The sequence below is a fragment of the Geodermatophilus sp. SYSU D00965 genome (assembly GCF_054050075.1).
On sequence record NZ_JBJGYQ010000002.1, the window covers coordinates 105,445 to 130,127 of the forward strand.

Annotated in this window: 23 protein-coding genes; 14 read left to right on the forward strand and 9 right to left on the reverse strand. The window is 76.6% G+C overall.

Features of this window, described 5'->3' with window-relative positions:
- Window positions 1–24: 24 nt before the first annotated feature.
- Entirely contained in the window at window positions 25–957 is a 933-nt protein-coding gene (gene ppk2 / locus ACI789_RS02180; protein ID WP_456919887.1) for a polyphosphate kinase 2, read from the reverse strand.
- 57 nt (window positions 958–1,014) lie between these two features.
- On the opposite strand from ppk2, the gene ACI789_RS02185 reads away from it, so the two are divergent.
- Complete coding sequence (locus ACI789_RS02185; RefSeq protein ID WP_457006504.1) at window positions 1,015–4,035, forward strand: sacsin N-terminal ATP-binding-like domain-containing protein; 3,021 nt, start codon at window positions 1,015–1,017, stop codon at window positions 4,033–4,035.
- A gap of 33 nt (window positions 4,036–4,068) precedes the next feature.
- Here the strand turns inward: ACI789_RS02185 and ACI789_RS02190 are convergent, their stop codons facing one another.
- Entirely contained in the window at window positions 4,069–4,434 is a 366-nt protein-coding gene (locus tag ACI789_RS02190) for a hypothetical protein (protein ID WP_457006505.1), read from the reverse strand.
- Between the two features lie 217 nt (window positions 4,435–4,651).
- A complete protein-coding gene (locus tag ACI789_RS02195; RefSeq protein ID WP_457006506.1) occupies window positions 4,652–4,942 on the reverse strand; it encodes a hypothetical protein in 291 nt (96 codons plus the stop codon).
- 214 nt (window positions 4,943–5,156) lie between these two features.
- Between ACI789_RS02195 and ACI789_RS02200 the strand changes: the two genes are divergently transcribed.
- Entirely contained in the window at window positions 5,157–5,525 is a 369-nt protein-coding gene (locus ACI789_RS02200; protein ID WP_457006507.1) for an STAS domain-containing protein, read from the forward strand.
- Between the two features lie 130 nt (window positions 5,526–5,655).
- Entirely contained in the window at window positions 5,656–6,867 is a 1,212-nt protein-coding gene (locus ACI789_RS02205; protein ID WP_457006508.1) for an acetyl-CoA C-acetyltransferase, read from the forward strand.
- Window positions 6,868–6,922: 55 nt separating this feature from the next.
- On the opposite strand, the gene ACI789_RS02210 is transcribed toward ACI789_RS02205, so the two are convergent.
- Window positions 6,923–7,774 (reverse strand): DUF1206 domain-containing protein, encoded by an 852-nt coding sequence (locus ACI789_RS02210; protein ID WP_457006509.1) that lies wholly within the window; start codon window positions 7,772–7,774, stop codon window positions 6,923–6,925.
- Between the two features lie 140 nt (window positions 7,775–7,914).
- A complete protein-coding gene (locus ACI789_RS02215) occupies window positions 7,915–8,775 on the reverse strand; it encodes a DUF1206 domain-containing protein (protein ID WP_457006510.1) in 861 nt (286 codons plus the stop codon).
- A 118-nt stretch (window positions 8,776–8,893) separates the two neighbouring features.
- Here ACI789_RS02215 and ACI789_RS02220 point away from each other — a divergent pair, with 118 nt between their 5' ends.
- The 4 genes from ACI789_RS02220 to ACI789_RS02235 all read left to right on the forward strand — a co-directional run bounded on the left by ACI789_RS02220 (window position 8,894) and on the right by ACI789_RS02235 (window position 12,780).
- On the forward strand, window positions 8,894–9,520 hold the full coding sequence (locus ACI789_RS02220) for a hypothetical protein (protein ID WP_457006511.1): 627 nt from the start codon (window positions 8,894–8,896) through the stop codon (window positions 9,518–9,520).
- A gap of 57 nt (window positions 9,521–9,577) precedes the next feature.
- Window positions 9,578–11,188 (forward strand): SIR2 family protein, encoded by a 1,611-nt coding sequence (locus tag ACI789_RS02225; protein ID WP_457006512.1) that lies wholly within the window; start codon window positions 9,578–9,580, stop codon window positions 11,186–11,188.
- A gap of 42 nt (window positions 11,189–11,230) precedes the next feature.
- A complete protein-coding gene (locus ACI789_RS02230; protein WP_457006513.1) occupies window positions 11,231–12,466 on the forward strand; it encodes a cytochrome P450 in 1,236 nt (411 codons plus the stop codon).
- A gap of 104 nt (window positions 12,467–12,570) precedes the next feature.
- Window positions 12,571–12,780: a hypothetical protein gene (locus tag ACI789_RS02235; protein ID WP_457006514.1), complete on the forward strand. Its 210-nt coding sequence runs from the start codon at window positions 12,571–12,573 to the stop codon at window positions 12,778–12,780.
- Between the two features lie 49 nt (window positions 12,781–12,829).
- On the opposite strand, the gene ACI789_RS02240 is transcribed toward ACI789_RS02235, so the two are convergent.
- The gene (locus ACI789_RS02240) at window positions 12,830–15,127 is read right to left on the reverse strand and encodes a HelD family protein (RefSeq protein ID WP_457006515.1); all 2,298 of its coding nucleotides are present in this window, start codon (window positions 15,125–15,127) and stop codon (window positions 12,830–12,832) included.
- A 108-nt stretch (window positions 15,128–15,235) separates the two neighbouring features.
- Between ACI789_RS02240 and ACI789_RS02245 the strand changes: the two genes are divergently transcribed.
- Window positions 15,236–15,553, forward strand: a complete 318-nt coding sequence (locus ACI789_RS02245; protein WP_457006516.1) for a DUF6191 domain-containing protein — start codon at window positions 15,236–15,238, stop codon at window positions 15,551–15,553.
- Here the strand turns inward: ACI789_RS02245 and ACI789_RS02250 are convergent.
- Window positions 15,539–16,543 (reverse strand): alpha/beta hydrolase, encoded by a 1,005-nt coding sequence (locus ACI789_RS02250; RefSeq protein ID WP_457006517.1) that lies wholly within the window; start codon window positions 16,541–16,543, stop codon window positions 15,539–15,541. The two genes, ACI789_RS02245 and ACI789_RS02250, sit on opposite strands and share 15 nt — an antisense overlap.
- A gap of 220 nt (window positions 16,544–16,763) precedes the next feature.
- Between ACI789_RS02250 and ACI789_RS02255 the strand changes: the two genes are divergently transcribed.
- The 6 genes from ACI789_RS02255 to ACI789_RS02280 all read left to right on the forward strand — a co-directional run bounded on the left by ACI789_RS02255 (window position 16,764) and on the right by ACI789_RS02280 (window position 23,142).
- The gene (locus tag ACI789_RS02255) at window positions 16,764–16,919 is read left to right on the forward strand and encodes a hypothetical protein (protein WP_457006518.1); all 156 of its coding nucleotides are present in this window, start codon (window positions 16,764–16,766) and stop codon (window positions 16,917–16,919) included.
- A 236-nt stretch (window positions 16,920–17,155) separates the two neighbouring features.
- Window positions 17,156–17,962, forward strand: a complete 807-nt coding sequence (locus ACI789_RS02260; protein WP_457006519.1) for an alpha/beta fold hydrolase — start codon at window positions 17,156–17,158, stop codon at window positions 17,960–17,962.
- Window positions 17,963–17,970: 8 nt separating this feature from the next.
- Window positions 17,971–20,262: a SpoIIE family protein phosphatase gene (locus tag ACI789_RS02265; protein ID WP_457006520.1), complete on the forward strand. Its 2,292-nt coding sequence runs from the start codon at window positions 17,971–17,973 to the stop codon at window positions 20,260–20,262.
- 62 nt (window positions 20,263–20,324) lie between these two features.
- Window positions 20,325–20,645, forward strand: coding sequence for a hypothetical protein (locus ACI789_RS02270; protein ID WP_457006521.1), 321 nt, complete (start codon window positions 20,325–20,327; stop codon window positions 20,643–20,645).
- 189 nt (window positions 20,646–20,834) lie between these two features.
- The gene (locus ACI789_RS02275; RefSeq protein WP_456919869.1) at window positions 20,835–21,995 is read left to right on the forward strand and encodes an acyl-CoA dehydrogenase family protein; all 1,161 of its coding nucleotides are present in this window, start codon (window positions 20,835–20,837) and stop codon (window positions 21,993–21,995) included.
- A 79-nt stretch (window positions 21,996–22,074) separates the two neighbouring features.
- Window positions 22,075–23,142: an acyl-CoA dehydrogenase family protein gene (locus tag ACI789_RS02280; protein WP_457006522.1), complete on the forward strand. Its 1,068-nt coding sequence runs from the start codon at window positions 22,075–22,077 to the stop codon at window positions 23,140–23,142.
- A 110-nt stretch (window positions 23,143–23,252) separates the two neighbouring features.
- On the opposite strand, the gene ACI789_RS02285 is transcribed toward ACI789_RS02280, so the two are convergent.
- Together ACI789_RS02285 and ACI789_RS02290 are read right to left on the reverse strand one after the other, a co-directional pair.
- Window positions 23,253–23,873 (reverse strand): antibiotic biosynthesis monooxygenase family protein, encoded by a 621-nt coding sequence (locus ACI789_RS02285; RefSeq protein ID WP_457006523.1) that lies wholly within the window; start codon window positions 23,871–23,873, stop codon window positions 23,253–23,255.
- 110 nt (window positions 23,874–23,983) lie between these two features.
- Window positions 23,984–24,604 (reverse strand): hypothetical protein, encoded by a 621-nt coding sequence (locus tag ACI789_RS02290; RefSeq protein WP_457006524.1) that lies wholly within the window; start codon window positions 24,602–24,604, stop codon window positions 23,984–23,986.
- Window positions 24,605–24,683: the final 79 nt, after the last annotated feature.

The window sequence follows — 24,683 nt, forward strand, 5'->3', positions numbered from 1 at the left end:
GGGCAGGATCCTCCCGGAGCGGTCTCAGCTCGCCGGGACGAGGTCCTCGCGCTGCAGCGCCTCGCGGTCGGACTCCAGGACGTCGGCCGCCGCCACGACGATGTTGGGGTCGGGCGTGCCGACCGCTGCCTCGTCCTTGTCCGTGTAGGGCAGCAGGGACAGCACGTGGCGCATGGCCTCCAGCCGGGCCCGCTTCTTGTCGTTGCTCCTGATGACCGTCCAGGGCGCGACGTCGGTGTCGGTCGCGGCGAACATCGCCTCCTTGGCCGAGGTGTAGTCGTCCCACTTGTCCAGCGAGGCGAGGTCGGTGGGGGAGAGCTTCCACTGCCGCACCGGGTCGATGGCGCGGACGATGAACCGGGTGCGCTGCTCGCGCCGGGACACCGAGAACCAGAACTTGACCAGGTGGACGCCGCTGTCGACGAGCATCCGCTCGAACTCCGGGCACTGCCGCATGAACTGCTCGTACTGCTCCTGGTCGGCGTAGCCCATCACCCGCTCGACGCCGGCGCGGTTGTACCAGGAGCGGTCGAACAGCACGATCTCGCCGGCCGCCGGCAGGTACTGCACGTAGCGCTGGAAGTACCACTGGGTCTGCTCGCGCTCCGACGGCTTGTCCAGCGCGACCACCGACGCCCCGCGCGGGTTGAGGTGCTCGGTGAACCGCTTGATGGTGCCGCCCTTGCCGGCGGCGTCCCGGCCCTCGAAGAGGACGACGAGCTTCTGCCCGGTGTCCTTGACCCAGCCCTGCAGCCGGAGCAGCTGGATCTGCAGGCGGCGCTTCTCCCGCTCGTACTCCCGCCGCGGGAGCTTCTCGTCGTACGGGTAGTCCTCGCGCCAGGTCTCCACCCGCTGCCCGTCGGGGCCGAAGAGCTCGCCGTCGTCGTCCCAGTCCTCGTCGGAGTCGTCGCCGGGGAGGGCCTGCAACCGGTACCGGGAGACGTCGATCTCGCTCACGGTCCTGGAGTACCCGGGAACGGGCCGTGTCCATGCCCCGCTGCCATGCTGACCGGCGTGTCCGACCCCTTCGAGACCGCGGAGCTGCGGCGGCGGGTGCTCGCCGCCTGGACCGACTCCCCGGCCCGCTTCCGCGAGGACGCCAACGCGGAGGAGGACCTCGTCCGCGGCGGCTACCGCGACCGGCTGCTGGTCGAGCTGGCGCAGAACGCCGCCGACGCCGCGCTGCGGGCGGGGGTGCCCGGGCGGCTGCGGTTGGAGCTCGACGGTGACGGGGGAGACGTGCTGCGCGCGGCCAACACCGGGGCGCCGCTGGACGCGGCCGGCGTCTCGGCGCTGGCCACGCTGCGCGCCTCGGCCAAGCGCGACGCGGTCGGCACCGTCGGCCGCTCCGTGGTCGAGGGCGGGCCGCCGGTGCAGACGATCGGCAGGTTCGGGGTCGGCTTCGCCGCGGTGCTGGCCGTCAGCGACGAGCCGGCGCTGCTGTCCACCACCGGCGGGGTGTCGTTCAGCGCCGCGCGCACCCGCGCCGAGGTCGCCGCCGTCCCCGCGCTGGCCGAGGAGCTGACCCGCCGCGAGGGCGGGGTGCCGGTGCTGCGGCTGCCCTGGCCGGCCGAGGGCGGCCCGCCCGAGGGGTTCGCCACCGAGGTGGTGCTGCCGCTGCGCGCCGGGACGCGGGCCGCCGTCCGCGCCGCACTCGAGGAGCTCGAGGCCGAGCTGCTGCTGGCGCTGCCCGGGCTCGCGGCGGTCGACGTCGTCCTCGACGGCGCGGTCCGGTCCCTCGCCGTCCGGCACCGCGACTCCGAGGCCGACCTCACCGACGGCGCCCGGACGACGACCTGGCGGCTGGCGCGGCGCACCGGCGAGCTGCCGGCCGAGCTGGTCGCGGACCGGCCGGTGGAGGAGCGCGGACGGCGTGGCTACGCGGTGACCTGGGCGGTGCCGCTGGACGGCGACGGGCGCCCGGTGCCGCTGCCGCTGCCGCAGCGGGTGCACGCGCCGACTCCCGGCGACGAGCCGCTCACCCTGCCCGCCCGGCTGGTCGCGCCCTTCCCGCTGGGCCCCGACCGCCGGCACGTGCTGCCCGGCCCCGTCACCGACGCGCTGGTCGACGTCGCCGCCGACGCCTACGCGGACCTGCTCGCGGGCCTGCCGCCCGACGCGGCGGTGCTCGCGCTGGTGCCCCGCATCGGCCTGGCCGGCGCGGAGCTCGACGCCGCGCTGGGCACCGCCGCCCTCGACCGGCTGCGCGCCACCGCCTGGCTGCCGGTCGCCGGGGCGGAGCGCGAGCGGCAGCCGCCCGGCCGCGCCGCGGTGCTGGCCGAGGCGACCGACGAGCGGGTCGCGGCGCTCGCCGGCGTGGTGCCCGGGCTGCTGCCGGCGGACTGGTCCCGGCGGAGCGACGCCCCCGCCCTCGCCGCGCTGGGCGTGCGGCGGGTGGGCACGGCCGAGGCGGTGGAGGCGGTGCGCGGGGTCGACCGCCCGGCGTCGTGGTGGGCCCGGCTGTACGCCGCCCTGGACGGCGCCGACCGCGAGGAGCTGGCCGCCCTGCCGGTGCCGCTCGCCGACGGCCGCACCTCGCACGGCCCGGCCGGGGTGCTGTTGCCCGACGCCGGCCTGCCGGTGCAGCGGCTCGGCCCGCTGGGCCTGCGGGTGGCCGAGCCCGCGGCCGTCGCCCCGCCCGCGGCCCGGCGGCTGCTGGAGCGCCTGGGCGCCCGGCCCGCGACGGCGGCGGGCGTGCTGGCCGACCCCGAGGTGCGCGCGGCGGTCGAGCGCTCGGTGGACGCGGTCGAGGACGGCTGGGACGACGACGCCGGGCCCGAGGCGCTGGCCGCGGCGGTGCTCGCCCTCGTCGCCGCCGCCGGCACCGCCCCCGGCGAGCTGCCGTGGCTGGCCGAGCTCGCCCTGGCCGACGCCGACGGCGGGTGGGCGCCGGCCGGTGAGCTGGTGCTGCCCGGCTCGCCGTTCGCCGCCGTGCTGGAGCCGGGGGCGCTGGGCGTGCTCGACCCCGCGGTGGACGCCGAGCCCGCCGTCCTGCGGGCGGTCGGCGTGCTCGACGGGTTCGCGCTCACCACGGCGGAGGACCCCGACGACCTCGACGTCGACGGCGCCGCGGACTGGGCCGACGCGGTGCTCGACCGGCTGCCGCCCGGCGGACCGCCCCCGCGGTGGCCCGCGGTGACCGCCGTCCGCGACCTCGAGCTGGTCGTCGACTGGCCCGGCGCGCTGCGGCTGCTGTCCGGGCTGCCTGCCGCGGCGTGGGCGGACGTGCTGCTCGACGGGGTGGCGGTGCCGGGCTACCTGCGCTGGTGGTTGGGCAGCCACCCGGTGCTCGACGGCTGCCGTCCGGACCGGCTGCGGCACCCCGACGGCGCGGAGTTGCAGGGACTGTACGAACCGGCGCGGGCCGACCCGGTCCTGCTCGACCTGTTGCGCCCGCCGGCGACCGCGGCCGACGTGCTGGCCGACGTCGACGGCGCACGCGACCTGCTCGACCGGCTCGGCGACCCGCGGCGCACGGTGCCGCCGGCGACCCTGCGCACGGTCCACGCGCGGCTGGCCCGGGCGCTGGACGGGGTGGACGTCGAACCGCCGGAGCGGGTGCGCGTGGCGACCGACCGCGTGGTGCCCGCCGAGGAGGCCGTCGTCCTGGACGCACCCTGGTTGCAGCCACTGGTCGACGGCGCGCTCGTCCCCGCCGGGGGAGCGCCGGGCCCGGTGGCCGACCTGCTGGACCTGCCGCTGGCCTCGGAGGTGGTGCGGGCGCGGGTGGACAGCCGCCCCGCGCGGCGGCTGCGGTGGGCCGACGTCCCGGGGGCGCGCCTGGCCGCGGCCCGGCTCGGGGCAGCCGAGCTGGCCGGGGAGGTCGCCGTGCACGAGCCGCTGCGGGCAGGAGGCCGGACGGTGCCCTGGTGGCCGGGCGAGGACAGCGACCACGTCGACGGCACGCCCGCGGCGCTCGGCCGGGCGCTGGCCTGGCGGGCGGGCGCCTGGTCGTTGCGCCAGGCCCTGGCCGAGGCGTTCGCCCATCCCGACCGGGCGGGGGACCTCGCCGCCGAGGACGCTGTCGGCCCGTAGGCCGACAGCGCCTCCCTCGGTAGCGGGTCCTGTTCAGCTGCCCCAGCGCGGGATCGCGTGCGCGCCGGGAGCGTGGCCGTGCGCCGATGGCCGGCCGGTGCGGCGGCCGGGGGCGCCCGCCACCGGGACGGCCCCGGTGCTGGTCCAGCAGCGGTACAGCGACAGCCACTGCTCGGCGGTGAGGTCGGCCGCCCGGGCGGTGGGCGGCAGGCCCACCGAGTGCAGCCAGCGGACGCCCTCGGTGCCGGGCAGCTGGGCCCGCAGCACCGCGCCGAGTGCGGCGCCCGGCTTGGCGAGGACGGCGTGCGTGAGGCGGTCGAAGGCGGCCGCCTCCGGATCGGGCAGGGCGGCGCGGGCGGCGGCGGGCGCGCCGTCCAACGGGCGGGAGGGTCGTGACACGGGGGCCTCCGGAGGAGGGCAGGGCTGGGCGCAGCCGGGAGAGGGGGACGGGCGGCGCCCCCGGTCGGGGCGGGGCGCGGACGGCGGGGAGCAGCGGCTCGACCCGCGGCAGGGGGGCGCTCAGGCGCACTCAGGACCGCATGCCGACGACGCTAGGGACGCCGTCCCGCGGCGTCGACCGGTTTTCGCCCGGGGCTGCTTGCGGCCGCCCCCGGGCTCAGCTCTGCGAGCGGCGGGCCTTGCGCTGCTGGTGGGTCTCCCAGCGGGCGCGGTCGCGGGCCCGCGCCTCCTTGCCCTTCTCCCGGTGCTCGGCGCGACGGCGGGACCGGACGAGCTCCCGCTGCTCGAAGGAGGGGTGCCGCTCCCAGTCGGAGGCGAGGAGGGCCACCCCCCACAGCGACAGGCCCAGGATCGCGACGAAGGCGGCGAGGATCGGGTCCAGCGTCAGGAAGGCCGCCACCGTGACGGCCAACCAGATCCCGCCCCACACCACCAGCCGCTTGGACACGTCTCCCAGTATCCCCGCGTGGCGGAGCGTGCCCGGTCCCGGGCGCACCGTGGTCGTCGCGGCCGGGGGCCCTTGCTTCCGGGCCGTCGGGTCCCTACCGTCGGGGGCAGCGGTTCAACAGTCAGCCGTCGCCCCCAGTGCCGGACTCCTCGCCGCGCCTCGGCCCCACTGCCGAGGGCCTCGGCCGGGTTCGCTCTCCTCGAGAGGCGCAACCGTGACCGCTACCCACCTCCCACCCGCCGACGAGCTCATCTCCGTCGGCGTGGCCGCCACCGACACCTCGGTCCGTCTCACCGTCAGCGGCGAGGTCGACTCCTCGTCCGCGCCGTCCCTGCGCACCACCGTCGACGAGGCCTTCGCCGCGGGCGCGCGGGAGATCACCGTCGACCTCGACGCGGTGACCTTCCTCGACTCCGCCGGACTGTGCGTGCTCGCCGCCGCGCACCGCCGCGCCGAGGAGGACGGCGTCCGCCTCCGCGTCCTGGCCTCCAACCGGGCCGTCACGCGCCCGCTCCAGATCACCGGCCTGTGGGAACTGCTGGCCGTGGAGCAGGTCGAGCCCGGAGCCGACAGCGTCGCCTGAGTTCCTCGTCCCCCGTCGTCCCGGTCCTGACCTGGGCCGGGCTTCCGGTCAGCGGGAGCCCGCTGCGGTCACGGCGGCCCGGCTGGCGCACACTCGTGTGCGCTGACGTGGACTGACGAGGAGGACCCCCGTGCGTGATGCGGTCATCTGCGAGCCCCTGCGGACCCCGGTGGGCGGCTTCGGCGGCTCACTCCGCGACGTACCCGTGCAGGACCTGGCCGCGACGGTCATCCGTGCGGTGATGGAGCGCACCGGGCTGCCGCCGGAGTCGGTGGACGACGTCCTGCTCGGCCACTGCTACCCGACGATGGACGCCCCCGCGCTCGGCCGGGTGGCCGCCCTGGACGCCGGCCTGCCGGTCACCGCGAGCGGTCTGCAGATCGACCGGCGCTGCGGCTCGGGCCTGCAGGCGGTCATCTACGCCGCGATGCAGGTGCAGTCGGGCGCCTCCGACGTCGTCCTCGCCGGTGGCGCCGAGTCGATGAGCAACGCGCCCTTCTACACGACCGCCATGCGCTGGGGCGTCAAGGCCGGGCCGGGTGTGATGCTCCAGGACGGGCTGGCCCGCGGCCGGGTCACCGCCGGCGGCCAGAACCACCCGGTGCCCGGCGGCATGCTCGAGACGGCGGAGAACGTGCGCCGCGAGTACAAGATCTCCCGCGAGGAGCAGGACGAGTACGCCGTCCGCAGCCACCAGCGCGCCGCGGCCGCGACCGAGGAGGGGCGGTTCGCCGACGAGATCGTCCCGGTGACCGTCACGAGCCGGAAGAGCGAGACCGTCGTCGACCGCGACGAGCACATCCGTCCCGACTCGAGCGTGGAGACCCTGGCCAAGCTCCGGCCGATCCTGGGCAAGGACGACCCCGAGGCCACGGTCACCGCCGGCAACGCCAGCGGCCAGAACGACGGCGCCGCGGTCTGCGTGGTCACCTCCCCGGAGAAGGCCGCCGAGCTGGGGCTGCGGCCGCTGGCCCGGCTGGTGTCGTGGGGGGTGGGCGGCGTCCCGCCGAAGACGATGGGCATCGGCCCGGTGCCGGCGACGGCCAAGGCCCTGGACCTGGCCGGGGTCGCGCTCAAGGACGTCGACCTGATCGAGCTCAACGAGGCCTTCGCGTCCCAGGTGCTCGCGGTGACCCGCGAGTGGGGCTTCACGCCCAGCGACTTCGACCGGATGAACGTCAACGGCTCGGGCATCTCGCTGGGCCACCCGGTGGGTGCCACCGGCGGCCGCATCCTGGCCACGCTCACCCGCGAGATGGCCCGCCGGGACGCCCGGTACGGCCTGGAGACCATGTGCATCGGCGGCGGGCAGGGCCTCGCCGCACTGTTCGAGCGCGTGTGAGCAACGACCCCGTCGTCCCCACCCCTGCGAGCGGTGTGGACGACGGGGTCGCCTCTCAGGTGCGCTCGGGGTAGCGGGCGCGGACGAAGCAGAACGCGCCGAACGCGGCGATCCCGAGCGCGACCAGCGTGAGCAGCCACTGGCCGAAGGGCGCGTCGAGGATGGTCCGCAGGGCGCCGTCGAGACCGCCGGCCTTGGACGGGTCGAAGGTGACCGCGGCGTAGACCAGCAGCGCGCCGACCAGGCCCAGCGCCACCCCCTTCGCCGGGAAGCCCACCATGCCGAGCTTCTCGACCAGGGCCTTCGTCTTCGGCGGTGCCTGCGTGAGGTCGATCTGCTTGAGGAAGCGCTTCGAGAGGCCCTTGTAGACGTGGTAGACGCCGACGCCGACCACCACGAGCCCGACGATGCCGACCAGCCAGCGGCCGCCGGGCCACCCGAAGACGCCGGCGGTCTGCTGCTGTTGCTGCCCGGCACTGGACTGCCCGCCGCCGGTGGCGAAGCGCAGCGCGAGCACCGCCAGCGCGAGGTAGACGACGACCTTCGACGCCGATTTGACGATCTTCTTGACCGCCTTCTTCCGCGCGTCGCCGGACGCCGAGAGCCCGCTGCGCCAGCGCAGGATCTCCGCCGCCTGCCAGGCGGCCAGCGCGATCATGCCGAGGGCGATCACCCACAGCAGCGGCTTCCCGACCGGCGACTCGGAGAGGGTGGCCATGGCGCCGGACTGGGAGGCCTCCTGCCCGCCGCCGCCCCAGGCCAGCTGCAGCGCCAGCCACGCGAGCAGCACGTGGACGACGCCGTAGGCGATCAACCCGACCCGGGCCAGGTGCTCCAGTGCGTCGCTGTTGCCGACCCGGTCCGCGGCGCCCGCGGCCGACCCGACGGACCCGCGCCCGCTGCTCATCCCGACTCCTCCCGTCGTCCCACGTGGTGGGAAAGCCCAGCGTGGCACAGGAGCGGCCGCGCCGCCGGTCGGGACGGCAACGCGTCCGGCGGCGCGGCTGTGCGAGCAGGTGGCCGGCGACCGGCGGCACGGCCCCCGAGTCAGCCGAGGGGGTGCCGGGCGCGGGCCAGGCAGTACACCGCGAACGAGGCCAGCCCCGCCGCGAGGACGGTGAGCACCCAGGCCCCGTACGGCTCGGCGGCGACGGTCCGCAGCGCCCCGTCCAGACCGGTCGCCGCGGCGGGGTCGAAGGTGGCCGCCGCCCACGCGACCACCGCGCCGACCAGCACGAAGGCCACGCCCTTCAGGACGAAGCCGACCTGGCTGAACCGGTGGGTGAGCGTGCAGAGGGCGGGGGAGACGGTGCTGAGGTCGATCTCGCCGAGGAAGTCCGAGCGCAGCCCCTTGCGGACCTGGTAGGCGCCGATCCCGATGACGACCAGGCCGGCGGCGACGACCAGTGCCTGGCCGCCGGGCCAGGACAGGACGCCGCGCACCGCCCGCGCACCGTCCTCCGGCCGCTGCCCGTCGCCGAGGGCCGTGCGGGCGGCCGAGACGGCGAGGAAGCCGTAGACGACCGCGGTGCCGAGGGTCTTGCCGAGCTGCACCAGGGCGGCACGACGCTCCGGCCCCGGGTCGGGCGGTGTGGTGCGGTGCCGCAGCACCTCCACCGCCTGCCACGCGCACAGGCCGGCCAGGCCGACCGTGAGGGCCCACAGCAGTCCCCGGCCGACCGGTGACTCCGCGAGCAGCGCCATCGCCCCGCTCTGGTCGACGGGGTCGGCACCGCGGGACCGCCCGGCGTGCCAGGCCAGCTGCAGGGCCAGCCACGCGACGAGGAGGTGCACCAGCGCGTACCCGACCAGCCCGAGCCGGGCCACGTGCCGCAGGGCGGTGCTGCGCGCCGCCCGGTGCACCACCGGGACGGCGTCCCCGTCCGCCTGCTCGGTCTCCGTCGTCATCCCGTCCCCGTCGCCGGCGTTCCTGCGCAGGGCAGCGTGACACGGCTCGCGCCCGGTCGCTCGGGACGCTCGGGAGCGGGCCGCGGCCGGAGGGCCTCGGTGAGGGACACTGGCTGCCGTGGCGAACGGCGCAGCGGTGTTGACGGCGGAGCGGACGACCCCGGAGGAGGCCCGCCGGTCCTGGCCGCGGTGGCTCGCCGGCGGGGGAGCCCTGCTCGTCGTGGCCGTCGTGGCCGTGTTCTGGGACGCCGCCGGTGCGCGGCTGCTGCTCGGCGTGGCGGGGGCGCTGGCCGCCGTCCGCGGTGGGGTGCTCCTCGCCGGGCGCCGGTCGCGGGGCCCGGCCGCCGTCGCCGTCGCCGCCGGGCTGGCCGCGCTGGTCGTGGCGCTGCTCTCGGCGTCCGCGTCCGGATGGGTGCTGCTGGCCGGCGTCCCGGCCGGGTTGCTGGCCGGCGCGCTGGTGCTCCTGCGCCGGGGTGGCGCGGCCCGCCGCAGCGGCTCGGCCGCCCTGGTCTGGTGGGCGCTGGTGACCGGCCTGCTCGTCGTGACCGGCGTCGTCGCCGGCTGGGGCCGCGCCGCGGACGGCGCCACCGTCGTCGCCGCGCTCGCCGTCGGACTGCTCGGGGTGTTCCTGCTCGTCGGCGCGGCCAACCTGCGCACGGTGGCCCAGCGGCCGCCGGCACCGGCCCGGCCCGCCGGCTGCGCCGGGTGCGCCTGCGGCGCGGGGGGCTGCGGCTCCCTCGGCTGACCCCGACGGTCGGCACCGTTCCGGTTACGGGGGGACGGCGCCGGGAACCCCCGTTGCGTGACCGGACACGTCTTCGTCGTCGGCGCCGACCTGCGCCACCTGGTGTGCGACGACGTCCTCGTGCCGACCGACCGGGCGCTGCGGGTCACCGCGGGGTGGCGGGAGCTGCTGCCCGCCCAGCTGGTCGCCGACGAGGACGGCGAGGGGGTCTGCCTGGACCTGCGGTGGCACGGCGACGAGCGGGTGCTCGAGGTCCCCTGCGACCGGCACCCCCGCCTCTGGCTGGTCGACACCGTCGACGGCGACGGGGGCGAGGGGGACGACGCCCTGCCGTGGCTGCTCGACGGCGCCCGTGCGGCGCTGGCCGCCGTCGCCCGGCGGGAGGTGGCCGAGCCGGTGCACGGGCGGGCCCGCCGGCTGGTGGCGCTGCCGGCGCTGGGCACCGGCTGGGGTGGAGCCGCCGGCCGCCGCGGCGAGCTCCTGCAGCGGCTGCTGCCGGTGCTGCGCGAGGCGGCCACCGAGCACGGCTTCGACGTCGCGCTGGTGCTGCGCGGGCCCAGCGACCTGGCCGCCGCGCAGCGGGTGCGCCGCGGCGAGGACGGCGGCTGGGACCTCCCCGAGCACCTGCGCGACCTGGCCGAGCAGCTGGGTGAGCGGGCCCGCCGCGGGCAGCTGGCCGCGTTCGTGGGCGCCGGGGTGAGCGCCGCGGCGGGCCTGCCGACCTGGGAGCAGCTGCTCGACGAGCTGGCCGAGCGGTCCGGGCTGGGCGCCGGGCTGCGCGCCGGTCTGGCCCGGCTGCCCGCCCAGGACGCCGCCGCGCTGCTGGCCCGCGAGCTGGGCCGCGGGCAGCTGGAGTGCTTCGTCAAGGAGCGCTTCGGTCCCGGCCACTACGCGCTCGCCCACGCGCTGCTCGCCGACCTGCCCGTGCAGGAGTTCGTCACCACCAACTACGACCCGCTGGTCGAGACCGCGGCCCGTGACATCGGGCGGTCGGTGGCGGTGCTGCCCTTCGACGACCCCGAGCCCGGCCGGCCGTGGCTGCTCAAGCTGCACGGCGACGCGGCCCATCCGGAGAGCATCGTCCTGACCCGCGAGGAGTACCTGCAGTTCGGCGACACGCGCGCCGCGCTGGCCGGCGTGCTGCACTCGATGCTGCTCACCCGGCACGTGCTGTTCGTCGGGACCTCGATGCAGGACGACGACCTGATCCGCATCGCCCACCAGGTGCGCAGCGCGATCCAGGCGCCCGGCGCGGCCCCCCGCCGGCGCAACGGCACCGTCCTCACCCTCCGCGAGGACCGGGCGCGGGCGCGGCTGTGGGAGCAGGACGTGGAGACCGTCGCGATGGCGCCGGCCGACACCCGGCCGGCCGAGGCGGCCCGCCTGCTGGAGGTCGTGCTCGACCTGATCGGCTGCCTGTCCACCCCGCCCACCGGCTACCTGCTCGACCCCGCGTACCGCGGGATGCTGGACGAGGAGGAGCGGGCACTGGCCGAGGCGCTGGGCCGCGTCGAGCAGGTGCTGCCGGCGGAGGTCGGCAGCGCGGCCGCCGCGGAGGTCGCCGCCCTGCTGCGCCGGCTGGGCTCCCGGGCCGGCGACGACCGCCCGCCGCCCGACGAGGCCACCCACCGCCGGGACGACCGGGTCCAGGAGCAGCGGCCCGGATGACCTCCGGGTTACCCACCGTCGCGGCTGGGCACGGGTGCTGCCATGCGCCGCCCCCGCCTCGACAACAGCGTCCAGCTGCTGACCCAGGGTTACGCCTGGCTGCCCGACAAGCGGCGGGCGCTGGGCCGGCGCACCGTCGCCACCCGGCTCGGAGGCCTGCCGGCGTTCGGCATCGAGGGCCCCGACGCGGCCCGCTTCCTCTACGACGAGGACCACGTCCGGCGCGCGCACGCCATCCCGGAACCGGTGCAGGGCACCCTCTTCGGCAAGGGCGCCGTGCACACCCTCGACGGGCACGAGCACCGGGTGCGCAAGGCGATGTTCGTGGCCCTGCTGATGGACCCGCAGCGCACCGCGCCGCTGGTGGAGCGGGTCACCGCCGCGTGGGACGCCGCCGTCCCCGGCTGGGCCGCGCGGGAGCAGATCGTGCTCTTCGACGAGGCGCGGGTCGTGCTCACCCGTGCCGTCCACGACTGGGCAGGCATCCCGCTGGCCGACGACGAGGTGCCCGGGGTGGCGCGGGACCTCACCGCGATGGTCGACGGCTTCGCCACCGGCGGCCCCCGCCACTGGCGGGCCCGGCGCTCCCGCGGGCGGCAGGAGGCCCGGCTGTCCCGGCTCGTCGAGGAGGTGCGCGGCGGCGGCACGACGGTGCCCGTGGGATCGGTGGTCGACGTCGTCGCGCGGCACCGGGACGCCGACGGCGAGCAGCTGGACCCGCACGTGGCCGCCGTCGAGCTGCTCAACGTCGTCCGGCCCACCGTGGCGATCAGCTGGTTCCTCGCGTTCTCCGGGCATGCGCTCGTCCGGTGGCCGCAGTACCGCGAGCGACTGGCGTCGGGCGAGCCGGCGTTCGCCGAGGCGTGGGCGCACGAGGTCCGCCGGTTCTACCCCTTCGCGCCGTTCATCGGCGGGCGGGCGCCGCGCGAGGTCGAGTGGGACGGCGAGCGGATCCCGCGCAACGCGATGGTGCTGCTGGACCTCTACGGCCAGGACCACGACCCCGACCTGTGGGGGGACCCCTACGCCTTCCGGCCCGAGCGCTTCCTCGACCGGGAGATCGGCGCCTTCGAGCTGGTGCCGCAGGGGGCGGGGGACCCCCGCACCAACCACCGCTGCCCCGGGGAGCAGGTCGTGGTCGCCGTGCTGGCGGCGCTCGCCGTCCGGCTGGCCCGGCTGCCGGCCGACGTCCCCGAGCAGGACCTCACCATCTCGCTGCGGCGGATCCCGGCGCGGCCGGCGTCGGGCGTCGTGCTGCGCGTGCGGGGCTCGGAGTGACCGCAGCGGCGTGGTCGCGCTCCGCAGCGGCCACGCCGAGGGCGACTCCCGGCCGTCGGCGGCCCGTGGTCAGATCAGAGCCGGTCGGGCTGGGGGAGGCGCGCATGTGCAAGGTCTGGGCTGCGGTGGTGGGTGTCGCCGGGCTGCTCGCGCTGGTCGGCGGCGTGGTGTGGGCCGAGATCGACATGGCCTCCATGACCGGTCCGGCCCTCGTCGGCCTCGGCGCGCTGCTGCTGGTGGCGGCCGCGACCCTGTGCGGCGTCAAGGAGGGCCTCGACGCGCTGACCCGGCACCGTCACGCCGGCCACCCCTGAGCCCCCTTCGGAGGGGGCAGGGATGGCCATCCCCGCCCCCTCCGAGGACTTACGCCAGGCGGGCGAGCTCGGCAGGCAGCGTGCCAGGGGAGAGGACGGCGAGCCGCTGGGTGGCCCGGGTGAGGGCGACGTAGAGGTCGTTGTGTCCGCGCACCCCCTCGTCGAGGACGCCCGCGGGGTCCACGACGAGCACGTTGTCGAACTCCAGCCCCTTGGCCTCGGTCGGCGTGATCACCACCGGGCCCGTCGAGGAGTCGGCGTCCGGACCGCTGGAGACGCCCGCCACCCGCTCCGCGACCGCGGCGGTGACCTCGTCGACCCGGCTCGGCGGGACGATGACCGCGGTGGTGCCCTCGTGCTCCGCCAGCTGCGCGGTGAGCTCGACGACCCGGCCGGCCAGCTTCTCCTCGCCGGTCACCTCGGCCCACGGTGCGGCGGTGCCCGGCCGCACCGAGCGGGGCGCGGTGGCACCGTTGCCGGCGGCGGCGAGCACGTCGGCGGCCACCGCCATGATCTCGGCCGGCGTGCGGTAGTTGACGGTCAGCTCCTCCAGCCGCCAGGCGTCGCCGACGTGCGGGCGCAGCGTCTCGTCCCAGGCGGCGGCACCGGCCAGTGAGCCGGTCTGGGCCAGGTCGCCGACGGCGGTCATCGAGCGGGTGGGGCAGCGGCGGACCAGCAGCCGCCAGGCCATCGGCGAGAGCTCCTGCGCCTCGTCGACGACGACGTGCCCGAAGGTCCAGGTGCGGTCGGCGGCGGCCCGCTCGGCGGTCGTGCGGGTGTCGACCGCGCGCTGCCGCTCGGCCAGCTCCTCGGCGCCGATCAGGTCACCGGCGCTGAGCACCTCGGCCTCCAGGTGCTCGTCCTCGAGGTCGATCGAGCGCGAGCCGTGCAGCACGTCGAGGGTCTCCTGCGCCTGCGCCAGCCGGCGGCGGCGGTCGCGCTCCTCGCGGGCCCGCTGCGCGCTGTCGTCGAAGCCGAGCAGCTCCTCGGCCTCGTCCAGGAGGGGGACGTCGGCCGGGGTCCAGGCGGCGCCGCGGGGGCGGTGCAGGAGCGCCCGCGTCGCGTCGTCCCAGCTGGGCGTGGCGGCGGCGATCCGGGCCGGGTCGGCGTACAGCTCGGTGAGCAGCCGCTCGGGGGTCAGCACCGGCCACAGGTCGTCGACGAGCAGCCGGACGGCGGGCTCGGCGGCGACCTCGCGGCGCAGCGCGGCGACGTCCTCGCGGTCGAGCAGGCTGCCCCCGCCCTGGACGTCGGTGCCGATGCGCTCGGCGTAGCGCTTGGTGAGCGTGTCGACGATGCGGCGGGCGAACTCCGGCCGGGCCAGGTTGTGCAGCCGGTCGGCCTTGCGCGCCCCGGTCTTCGCGCGCTTCACGTCGATCGGGCGCAGCCGCAGCGCGAAGCCGTCGACGACCACCTCGACGGGGGAGTCCGGCACCACCTGCCGGGCGGTGACGGCGCGCTCGAGGACCTCGACCATCTCCAGCCGGCCCTTGACCGCCGCGGTCTCCGGCGACTCGGTCCCGCGCGCGTCCAGGCCCGGGCGCAGCTGGCCCAGCCCGGCCAGGAGCACGCCGGTCTCGCCGAGCGAGGGCAGCACGTCGGCGATGTAGCGCAGGAACGTGGGCGTGGGCCCGACGACGAGCAGGCCGCGCCGGGCCAGCCGCTCACGGTGGGTGTAGAGCAGGTAGGCCGCGCGGTGCAGGGCGACGGCGGTCTTCCCGGTGCCCGGCCCGCCCTGGACGACCAGGACGCCCCGGTCGTCGGCGCGGATGATGCGGTCCTGCTCGGCCTGGATGGTGCGGACGATGTCCGTCATCCGGCCGGTGCGCGCGGTGTCGAGCGCGGCCATGAGCGCCGCCTCGCCGGTCAGTCCCGAGCCGGCGACCCCGTCGGTGAGCACCTCGTCGTCCAGCCGGACGACGCGACGCCCGCGGGTGCGGATGTGCCGGCGGCGGGACACCCCGAGCGGGTGCACCGGGGTGGCGGTGTAGAAGGGCCGGGCCGCGGGTGCCCGCCAGTCGACCAGCGCGGGGTCGCCGCCGGCGTCGTCGGCGGCCAGCCCGATCCGGCCGATGTAGAGCGGGCCGTCGTCGGTGCGGTCGATCCGGCCGACGCACAACCCGGCCTCGGCGGCGTCGAGGGCGGTGACCCGCTCGGTCTGGAACCGCACGGTGGCGTCGCGTTCCTGCAACGCCTGCGGATCCACCGCCGGCCAGGAGATGGCCTGCCTCAGCCGCTGCGAGGCGAGGTCGCGGGCGGCGTCGAGGCGGCCGTAGAGGTCGGCCACGTACTGCTGTTCGGTGTCGAGCTCGGGATGGGGAACGACATCGGGCTGCGTCGTCGGCACTGCGCGTCTCTCTGTCGGGGATCTCGGCGAAGGAGCAATCGCCCATGGTGCCCCGACATTCCCGATCCGCGCCGCCGACGCACCCGACAGACCCCTACGCTCGCGCTCGTGGGTCCCGGCCTCCTGCTCTCGCTGACCCTCCCCGGGCTGGTGCTGCTGCTCGTCGTCCTGGGGGTGGCCGAGTCCGTGTGGGCGCGGCTCGGCCGGCGCAGCCCGGTGACCCGCCACTCGCGGCACGCGCTGTCGGCCGGCGGGCTCGACGTCTTCTCGGCGGCGCTGGCGCCGGGCCGGGAGGTCGACCTGGAGCAGCAGCGGGTCCAGCGGACCCGGCGGGAGGACGCCGAGGAGGGCGCGCCGCCGTTCAGCCGGGTCGACCTCGACGCCGGCGTCGCCGTCCTCGTCGTGCCGCGGTCAGCTGCCCAGTAGCCGGCGCAGCCAGCGGGTGCGCGCTGCGCGCGCCTCCTTCGAGATGGTCGCGTCGGGGGCGAACCCGTCGAAGCCGTGGAACCCGCCCGGCCACACGTGCAGCTCGGCGATCCCGCCGGCCTGCCAGATGCGGGTGGCGTACTCGACGTCCTCGTCCCGGAAGGTCTCCGCGGAGCCGACGTCGAGGAACGTCGGCGGGAGGCCGGACAGGTCGGCGGCCCGCGCGGGCGCTGCGTAGGGGGAGACGTCGGGGCCGCCGCGGGCGTCGCCGAGCAGCGCCGTCCAGCCGGTGTCGTTGGCGGTGCGGTCCCAGACGCCGCGACCGGCCATCTGGCGGGCCGAGACGGTGTCGTTGCGGTCGTCGAGCATGGGGCACAGCAGCAGCTGCCCGAGCAGCGGCGGGCCACCCCGGTCGCGGGCCATCAGGGCCAGCGCCGCGGCCAGCCCACCGCCGGCGCTGACGCCGCCGACGACGATCCGCGCCGGGTCGATGCCCAGCACGGCGGCGTGCTCGGCGGTCCAGACCAGGCCGGCGTAGCAGTCCTCCACCGGGCCGGGGTGCGGCGTCTCGGGTGCCAGCCGGTAGTCGACCGAGACGACGGCCATCCCGAGCTCCTCGGCGTGCTCGAGCGGGCCGAGGACGCCGGAGCGGTTGTCCCCGATGATCATCCCGCCGCCGTGCGTGAAGTAGATCGCCGCGGTCGGGCCGGTGGCGGCGGTGGGCCGGCAGATCAGCAGCGAGACCTCCGGCGCGCCCTCCGGTCCGGGTACCGACCGCTCCTCGAGGGTGAACGCGCCGCCCCGGCGCAGCTCGTCGTCGGTCGGCCGCGGGGTGAGCGGGTTCTCCCGCAGCGCCGGGATGAGGTCCGCGGTGAGCGGGGTCGAGGTGAACGCCGCGAACTGCTCCAGCGCGACCGCGCACTCCGGGTCGAACGGGGGCGGCGGGCCGATCTCGGTGGCGGGGCGGGCGGACGGCGACGTCAGTGTCACGGGACCTCCAGGACGCGGGCGGACGGCGGCCCCATCGTGGTGCCAGGTGCAACCGTCGGCCAACCCCGCGGGCTCGGACCGGGCTCCGTGCGGCGCTGCGCCCGCCGGGACCAAGGACCCTGGCGCAGATCACAGTCGGTGACCGGGACGGCAACTCGGAGGTCATCTCGACGTCATGTCCTCTCCCTACCGTCGGTCGTGCACACCCCAGGAGGAAGCCATGACCGCACCCACCGCTGACCGCTCGACCCGCCGCGCCTCCGGCTCCCGGAGCCGCCCGCGTCCGGACCGCACGACCTGGACCTGCCCGAACTGCCACCGGGAGACCAAGCCGCCGCGCAAGCGCTGCGCGGACTGCGGCACCTCCCGCTACTGAAAGGACCCCTGGAAGGACCCCGTCCTCCTCACCGCTCGCAGGCTCGCGGCGAGCCTCTGGACGGGGCCGCTGACCCTCGCAGGCTCGCGGCGAGCCTCTGGACGGGGCCGTCCCCGCCCGTCGCGGCGCCCTGGAGGGGGCCGCCGACCGGCGCTCCGGGGGCGGACACGCCTGTGCGCGGGGACGGCGGGAGGAGACGGGGGACAGCCGGGGCGCGGTCCGTATACGGTCGGGCCGTGGGCGTGATCATGCGGAACCGGGTCCGCGTGACCGGGGTCGCCGGCGCGCGGCCGATGGTCTTCGCGCACGGCTTCGGGTGCGACCAGGAGATGTGGCGGTTCGTCGCGCCGCGGTTCGAGACCGACCACCGCGTCGTCCTCTTCGACCACGTCGGGGCCGGGCGCTCGGACCTCTCCGCGTACGACCCGGTCAAGTACGGCTCGCTGCGGGGGTACGCCGCTGACGTCGTCGAGCTGTGCCGGGAGCTCGAGCTCGCCGACGTGGTCTTCGTCGGGCACTCGGTCAGCGCCATGATCGGCGTCCTCGCCGACCAGCTGGCGCCGGGGCTGTTCGGGGCGCTGGTGATGATCGGTCCCAGCCCCCGGTACGTCGACGAGGGCGACTACACCGGCGGCTTCTCCCGGGCCGACATCGCCGGGCTGCTCGAGGCGCTGGACAGCAACCACCTCGGCTGGGCGCGGGCGATGGCCCCGGTGGTCATGGGCAACCCCGACCGGCCGGAGCTCACCGAGGAGCTGACCAACAGCTTCTGCCGCACCGATCCCGACATCGCCAGGCAGTTCGCCCGGGTCACGTTCCTCTCCGACAACCGCGCCGACCTGCCCGGCGTGGGCGTGCCGGTGCTGGTGCTGCAGTGCAGCGCCGACGCGATCGCGCCGGAGGCGGTGGGCCGGTTCGTGCACCGGCAGGTCCCCGGCAGCGTGTTCACCCAGCTGGCCGCGACGGGGCACTGCCCGCACCTGAGCGCACCCGAGGAGACCACCGCCGCCATCCGGGCCTTCCTCTCCGGCCTCGGCGGGTGAGGCCTGTCGTGGAACAGCCCGTGGGCGGTCGGCGGCCGGACGACCCGGCCGTGCTCCAGCGGTTGCTCGAGGAGGACCCCGCCGACCTGTACGAGAACGCGCCGTGCGGCTACTTCTCGGCGCTGCCCGACGGCCGCGTGGTCAAGGTCAACCGCACGTTCTGCGAGTGGACCGGCCGGGACGCCGGGGACCTGCTCGGCACCCGGTTCCAGGAGCTGCTCAGCATCGGCGGCCGGGTCTTCTACGAGACGCACATGGCGCCGCTGCTGCGCATGCAGGGCGCGGTGCGGGAGGTGGCGCTCGACGTCGCCCGCGCCGACGGCTCGCTGCTGCCGTGCCTGGTCAACGCCGTCGAGGTGCGCGACGCCTCGGGTGCGCCGCTGCTGGTGCGGGCGACGGTGTTCGAGGCGACGTCCCGGCGACGGTACGAGCGTGCGCTGCTGGCCGCCCAGCGCGCGGCGGCGGAGTCCGAGGCGCGGTCGGCGACGCTGCACCAGACCGTGTCGGAGCTGGCGGCGGCCACCTCGGCGCGGGAGGTGGCGCGCGTCGTGGTCTCCCGCAGCCGGTCGGCCGTCAGAGCCGGCGGCGCCGGGCTGTGGCTGGCCACCGAGCGGCGGGGCGCGGCGCGCCCGGGACCGTCCGTCCCGCCCATCGAGCTGGTCGCCGCCGAGGGCATCCCCCCGCAGCTGCTGCGGGAGATGGAGGCGGCCGCGGTCGGGGGCGCCGAGCTGGTCCGGGAGGGTGGGGTCCACACGGTGCCGCTGGGGGCCGGCCTGCGGTCGGTGTGGCCGCGGCTGGCCGCCGCGATGGAGGAGACCGGTCAGGAGTCGCTGGTCGTCGTCTCGGTCAACGCCGACAGCCGTCACCTGGGGGCGCTGGTGCTGCTGCTGGGCGCGGCCGGGGACAGCGAGCTCGTCGACCTGACCGAGCCCGGGCAGCGGGGCGCCCTGCCGCAGGCCGACCTCGACCTGCTGGCGACCGTCGGCCGGCAGGCCGGACAGGCCCTGGAACGGGTGTGGCTGCACGAGGAGACCGCACGGCAGGCCGAGCGGTCGGCGTTCCTGCTCGACGCCGCGCGGCTGATGGCCTCGGCCCGGGACGTCACGGAGACCGCCGAGCGGCTGGCCGAGCTGGCGGTGCCGCGGCTGGCCGACCTGTGCGTGATCGACCTCGTGACCGAGCACGGCCTGAGCCGCCCGGCGGCCCGGCACGCCGACCCGCGGCGGCGCCGGCTGGTCGGCGAGCTGCAGGAGCGGCACCTGCCGGCGCGCAGTTCCACCCACCCGAGCGTGCAGGCGATGGAGCAGGGGCGCACGGTGTGGGTCCGCGGGATCACCGACGCCTGGCTGGCGGAGGTCGCCACCGACGAGCGGCACCTGGAGATCGCCAGGGCGCTGCAGCTGGTCGACCTGGTCTGCGTGCCGCTGACCGCGGCGGACGGCCGCCCGCTCGGCGTGCTGACGCTGGGCACCGACCGGGGGCGCGGACCGCTCACCCCGGCCGACGTCGAGGTCGCCGAGCAGCTCGCGCTCCAGGTCTCCCAGGTCGTCGACAAGGGGCAGCGCTTCGAGCTGGAGGCGCGGACCTCGCACACCCTGCAGGCCAACCTGCTGCCGCCCGCCCCGCCGCCGGTGCCCGGGTTGCGGGTCGCCGTCCGCTACCTCGCGGCCAGCCGCGGGGCCGACGTCGGGGGCGACTTCTACGACGTCGTCCCGCTGCCCGGCGACCGGGTGGCGCTGGCCGTGGGGGACGTGGTGGGCCACGACATCACCGCGGCGGCGGTCATGGGCCAGCTGCGCAGCGTCCACCGGGCGCTGCTGGCCGACGGCGCGACCCCGAGCGCGGTCGTCGACCGGCTGCAGGCCGGGTGGCCGATGCTGGGGCTGCAGCGGATGGCGACGGCGCTGTTCGGCACGCTCGACCCCGACAGCGGCCGGCTGCAGGTGGCCTCCGCGGGGCACCTGCCGCCGCTGGTCGTCGCGGGCGGGGACGCCGCGCTGCTCGACGTCCAGCCCACCCGGATGCTCGGTGCCCCGCCGTCCCCGGCGCCGACGCGGGAGTGGACCGGGGTGCTGGCACCGGGGGCCACGCTGCTGCTCTACACCGACGGGCTGGTGGAGAGCCGGGACGCCGACGTCGACGTGGGCCTGGCCGCGCTGCGGGACACCGCGGTGCGGGTGGCGAGCGACGACCCCGACGAGTTCTGCGACCGGCTGCTGGCGGAGCTGGCCGCCGGCGTCCGGGCCGACGACGTGGCGCTGCTCGCGATCACCCGGGCGCCCGGGGTCGACACGCCCTAGCGCGGCGGCCCCGTGCGCGCGACCATCGGCGCAGAGCACCACGTGCGGCGCGGGAGGCGGCGATGGAGCGTTCCCCCAACCCTGGGACCACCAACCCGGTCATCGAGTCGATCGACGGCGCCACCGGTGACATCACCATGTCCGGCGACGCGATGCGCTGGTCACCGGAGCTGGCCGAAGGGAGCGGGCGCGGGGCGGCGTCGACCTTCCCCGGCGTGGACGTCGCCGCCGGGTTCGGCTCGCTGCTCGGCCTGGACGGCTCGGGCGTGCGGCGGCTGGTGTCCGGCGCGGTGACCTCCCTGGCCACGGTCGCCGGGGACGTCGTCTCGGAGCTGCGCCAGCTCACCCGCGGGACCGAGGCGGACGACGACCCCGAGCGCTGACCCGGGCGCGCGGTCGCCTTTCCTCTCCTCGTCGGCGTTGATCATGGGGTTGTTGCCGGCGACACGCGCCGACACGCCGCGCGACCGGGCAACAACCCCATGATCATCGGCGGATCCGGACGCGCCGGTCCTGGCGGCTCCCTGTAGAACCGGGGTGCACGGCCACACCGACGTGGGGAGTCGCACCGGATGACCAGCTCGCTGACCCTGGCGCCGGCGCCACCGTCCGAGGCCGCCGAGCGGGTGCGGGCGGAGGTGCGCGAGTTCCTCGCCGCCGAGCTGGCCGCCGGCACGTTCAGCACGCACGTCGACACGTGGCTCTCCGGCGTCGACCCGGCGTTCTCCCGCAAGCTGGGCGAGCGCGGGTGGCTGGGGATGACCTGGCCCAAACGCTACGGCGGGCACGAACGGACGGCGATGGAGCGCTACGCCGTCACCGAGGAGCTGCTCGCCGCCGGGGCGCCGGTCGCCGCGCACTGGATCGCCGACCGGCAGTCCGGGCCGAACCTGCTGCGCTACGGCACCGAGGCGCAGCGGCAGGCGATCCTGCCGCGCATCGCCGCGGGGGAGTGCTACTTCGTCATCGGCATGAGCGAGCCGGACTCCGGCTCCGACCTCGCCTCCATCCGCACCCGGGCCACCCGCAACGGCGACGGGGACTGGGTGGTCACCGGGGCCAAGGTGTGGACGTCGAACGCGCACGCCTCCCACTACGGGATCGTGCTGGTGCGCACCTCGCCCGCGGACCCGGCGAACCGGCACGCGGGGCTCTCCCAGCTGTTGGTCGACCTGTCGCTGCCCGGCATCACGGTCAACCCGATCCGCATCCTCGACGGCGGCCACCACTTCAACGAGGTGGTGTTCGACGACGTCGTCGTCCCCGGGGACATGCTGCTCGGCGAGGAGGGTGCGGGCTGGCACCAGGTCACCGCGGAGCTCGCGTTCGAGCGCAGCGGGCCGGAGCGGTTCCTGTCGACCTACCCGCTGGTCGCCGAGTTCGCCCGCCGAGCCCGCGACTCGGGGGACCCCGCGCAGCTGGCCGCGCTGGGCCGGTTGTCGGCGCGGCTGCTGGCGCTGCGCCAGTTGTCGATGCGCATCGCCGCGGCGCTGGACCGCGGCGAGCTGCCCGACATCCCCGCGGCGCTGGTCAAGGACGTCGGGACCACGTTCGAGGCCGACGTGATCGACGAGGTGCGGCGGGTGGTCGACGTGCCCGCGTCCCTGGACTCGCCGGACCCCCTCGGGCGGGCACTGGCCGAGGCACAGCTGCACGCGCCGGGCTACACGCTGCGCGGCGGGACGAACGAGATCCTGCGGGGGATCGTGGCGAGGGGGCTCGGACTGCGATGACGACGGCCGGGCGAGCATCGCAGGGAGCGCCAGCGACCGAGGAGCGGAACGAGGCCGGAGTCGAGCGGGGAACAGACCGATGAGTGACCAGGACCTGGTGGTCGAGACCGTCCGGGACATCCTCGCCGCGCACGAGCCGTTCACGCTCACCGCCGAGCAGTCGTGGGACGCCGGGCTGTGGGCCGACCTGGTCGCCACCGGGCTGACCGGCGTGGGGCTGCCCGAGGAGGCCGGGGGCTCGGGCGGCGAGCTCGCCGACGCGGTGGCCGTCGTCCGGACGCTGGCAGCCGGTGCCGCGGCGGTGCCGGTCGCCGAGCAGCTGCTGGTCGCCGGGCCCGCGCTGCTGGCCGCCGACCTCGACCTGCCGGCGGTCGAGGAGCCGCTGACGGTCGCCACCGAGGGCGCGGTGCTCGCCGAGCCGGTGGACGACGGCGACGGGCCGGGGCGCTGGGCGCTGACCGGCACCGCGACCGACGTGGCGTGGTCCGGGGTGGCGCGGCACGTGGCCGTCCTCGCCGCCGCGCCGCGGGGGATCGGGGGGGCGGTCCTCGCGCTGGTCGACGTGGCCGGGCTGGACACCAGCGAGGCGCGCAACCTGGCCGGTGAGCCACGCGGGTCGCTCGTGCTCGCCGAGGCGCCGGCCGCCGGTGCGCTGCTCAGCCCGGCGCGCGCCGACGAGGTGCGGGCCCGGTACGCGCTGGCGCGGTCGGTGCAGCTGGCCGCGGCGCTGGAGGAGGTCCTCGCGGCGACGGTGCGCTATGCGGGCGAGCGGCAGCAGTTCGGCCGGCCGCTGGCGCGGTTCCAGGCCATCCAGATGGAGCTCGCGGAGATGGCCGGCGAGGTGACCGCGGTCGGCGCGCTGGTGGACGCCGCCGTCCAGCGGCTGGCGCGCGGGGAGGACGTCGTCCTCGCGGCCGCGGCGGCCAAGGTACGGGCCGGCGCGGCGGTCGAGGCGGTGGCCCGCCTCGCCCACCAGGTGCACGGCGCGATCGGGTTCACGCAGGAACACCGGCTGCACCACCTCACCCGGCGGTGCTGGTCGTGGCGGGACGAGGCGGGCAGCGAGCGCACCTGGACCGAGGTCCTCGGCAGGGGGCTGCTCGCCGGCGGCGACGACCTCTGGCCGGCGCTGACCCGGGTCCTCTGACGCCGCGAGGCGGGGCCGGCGGTCCCCGCCCCGCGGTGCACCGTCCCGGGTCGGCCCCGTCCAGAGGCTCGCCGCGAGCTTGCGAGCGGTGAGGAGGACGGGGTCCTCTCTCAGACGGTCTCGGGCACCCGCAGGTGCGCCAGCGCCAGCTCGAACTCCGCGACGTCGAGGAACTCCACGCCCATCTCGCGGGCGGTGCGCTCCCGGATGGCGGCGGCGGGGTCCCGGCTGCGATCGAGGGCCGCCCGGTCGGCGAACGTGACCGCCCCGGCCCCCAGCCCCTCACGGCGGTCCAGCAGCATGCTGGCGCTGCAGAAGCCCTCCATGTCCTCCAGCCGGGGCAGCACCCCCATGCGGTAGGTCTCGAGGAGCTCGTCGACCCGGGCCGGCTCGATGCGCGGCCAGGTGACCCGCACCCGGGCGCCGGCCGGTGCCTCCCGGACCCGGTGGAGGACCGCGATCTCCCAGCCGTGCACCTCGGGCTGCCCGCCGAGGATCTGAGCGGCCCGGTCGCGCAGCGGGCCCACCCGGTCCATCGTGGCGCGCATCGCCTCCTCGGTCTGCCAGGCGGTCGTGACGATGCAGCGGCCGGTGTCGCGGTCGGTGAGCAGGGAGATCCCGACGAAGCCGTCCATCTCCTGGACCGCGGGCATCACCTCGTCGCGCAGGTAGGCGGTCGCGTCGTCGATCGCCCCGGGGTTGCCGCGGATGGTGGTCGTTCGGGCGTACATGCCACCACTCCTCTCGGTGTGCGGCGACGCCCGTGCGGCATCGCCGCACACCCGAGCCTCCTCGCCGGGCGAGCGGGTGGCTACGGACCTCGGGCCCGGTGGCCGCGCCCTCACACGGTCTCGGGCACCCGCAGGTGGTGCAGGACCAGCTCGAACTCGGCCACCTCGAGGATCTGGGCGCCCATCGCGGCGGCGAACTCCTCGCGGACCGCCGTCGCGTTCGTGCGGGACCGCTCCAGGGTCGCCCGGTCGGCGTAGGTCACCGCGCCGGCGCCGCGGCCCTCCCGCCGGTCCATCATCAGGCTGGCGCTGCAGAACCCGTCCATGTCCTCCAGCCGGGGCAGCAGGCTCAACTTGTAGGCGTCGACGACCCGCTCGACGTTCTCCGGGTCGGTGCGGCTCCAGGTCACGCGGGTGCAGGCGCCGTCGGGCGCCTGGTGGTCGCGGTGCAGGACGGCGATCTCCCAGGTCTGCACCTCCGGCTGTCCGCCGAGGATCGTGCCGAGACGCGACCGCAGCGGGCCGACGCGGTCCATCGTGCCCCGCATCGCCTCCTCGGTCTGCCAGGCGGTCGTGACGATGCAGCGGCCGGAGTCGCGGTCGGCGAGCATGGACAGGCCGACGAAGCCCTCCATCTGCTGGACCTGCGGCATCGTCTCGTCCCGCATGTAGGCGGTCGCCTCGTCGATCGCCCCGGGGTTCCCGCGCACGGTGGTCGTTCGGGCGTACATGCCACTCTCCTCCCGGGAGGCGGCGGTGCCCCTGCGGCATCGCCGCGTTGCAGAGCCTCCTCGCCGGGGAGGGGGGTGG

Coding starts and splice junctions, on each gene's coding strand:
- ACI789_RS02215 (WP_457006510.1), bottom strand. CDS start 8,775: ATGACGACGGAGACCGAGCAGGCGGACGGGGACGCCGTCCCGGTGGTG.
- ACI789_RS02235 (WP_457006514.1), top strand. CDS start 12,571: ATGTGCAAGGTCTGGGCTGCGGTGGTGGGTGTCGCCGGGCTGCTCGCG.
- ACI789_RS02270 (WP_457006521.1), top strand. CDS start 20,325: ATGGAGCGTTCCCCCAACCCTGGGACCACCAACCCGGTCATCGAGTCG.
- ACI789_RS02275 (WP_456919869.1), top strand. CDS start 20,835: ATGACCAGCTCGCTGACCCTGGCGCCGGCGCCACCGTCCGAGGCCGCC.
- ACI789_RS02285 (WP_457006523.1), bottom strand. CDS start 23,873: ATGTACGCCCGAACGACCACCATCCGCGGCAACCCCGGGGCGATCGAC.
- ACI789_RS02280 (WP_457006522.1), top strand. CDS start 22,075: ATGAGTGACCAGGACCTGGTGGTCGAGACCGTCCGGGACATCCTCGCC.
- ACI789_RS02290 (WP_457006524.1), bottom strand. CDS start 24,604: ATGTACGCCCGAACGACCACCGTGCGCGGGAACCCCGGGGCGATCGAC.
- ACI789_RS02230 (WP_457006513.1), top strand. CDS start 11,231: ATGCGCCGCCCCCGCCTCGACAACAGCGTCCAGCTGCTGACCCAGGGT.
- ACI789_RS02210 (WP_457006509.1), bottom strand. CDS start 7,774: ATGAGCAGCGGGCGCGGGTCCGTCGGGTCGGCCGCGGGCGCCGCGGAC.
- ACI789_RS02255 (WP_457006518.1), top strand. CDS start 16,764: ATGACCGCACCCACCGCTGACCGCTCGACCCGCCGCGCCTCCGGCTCC.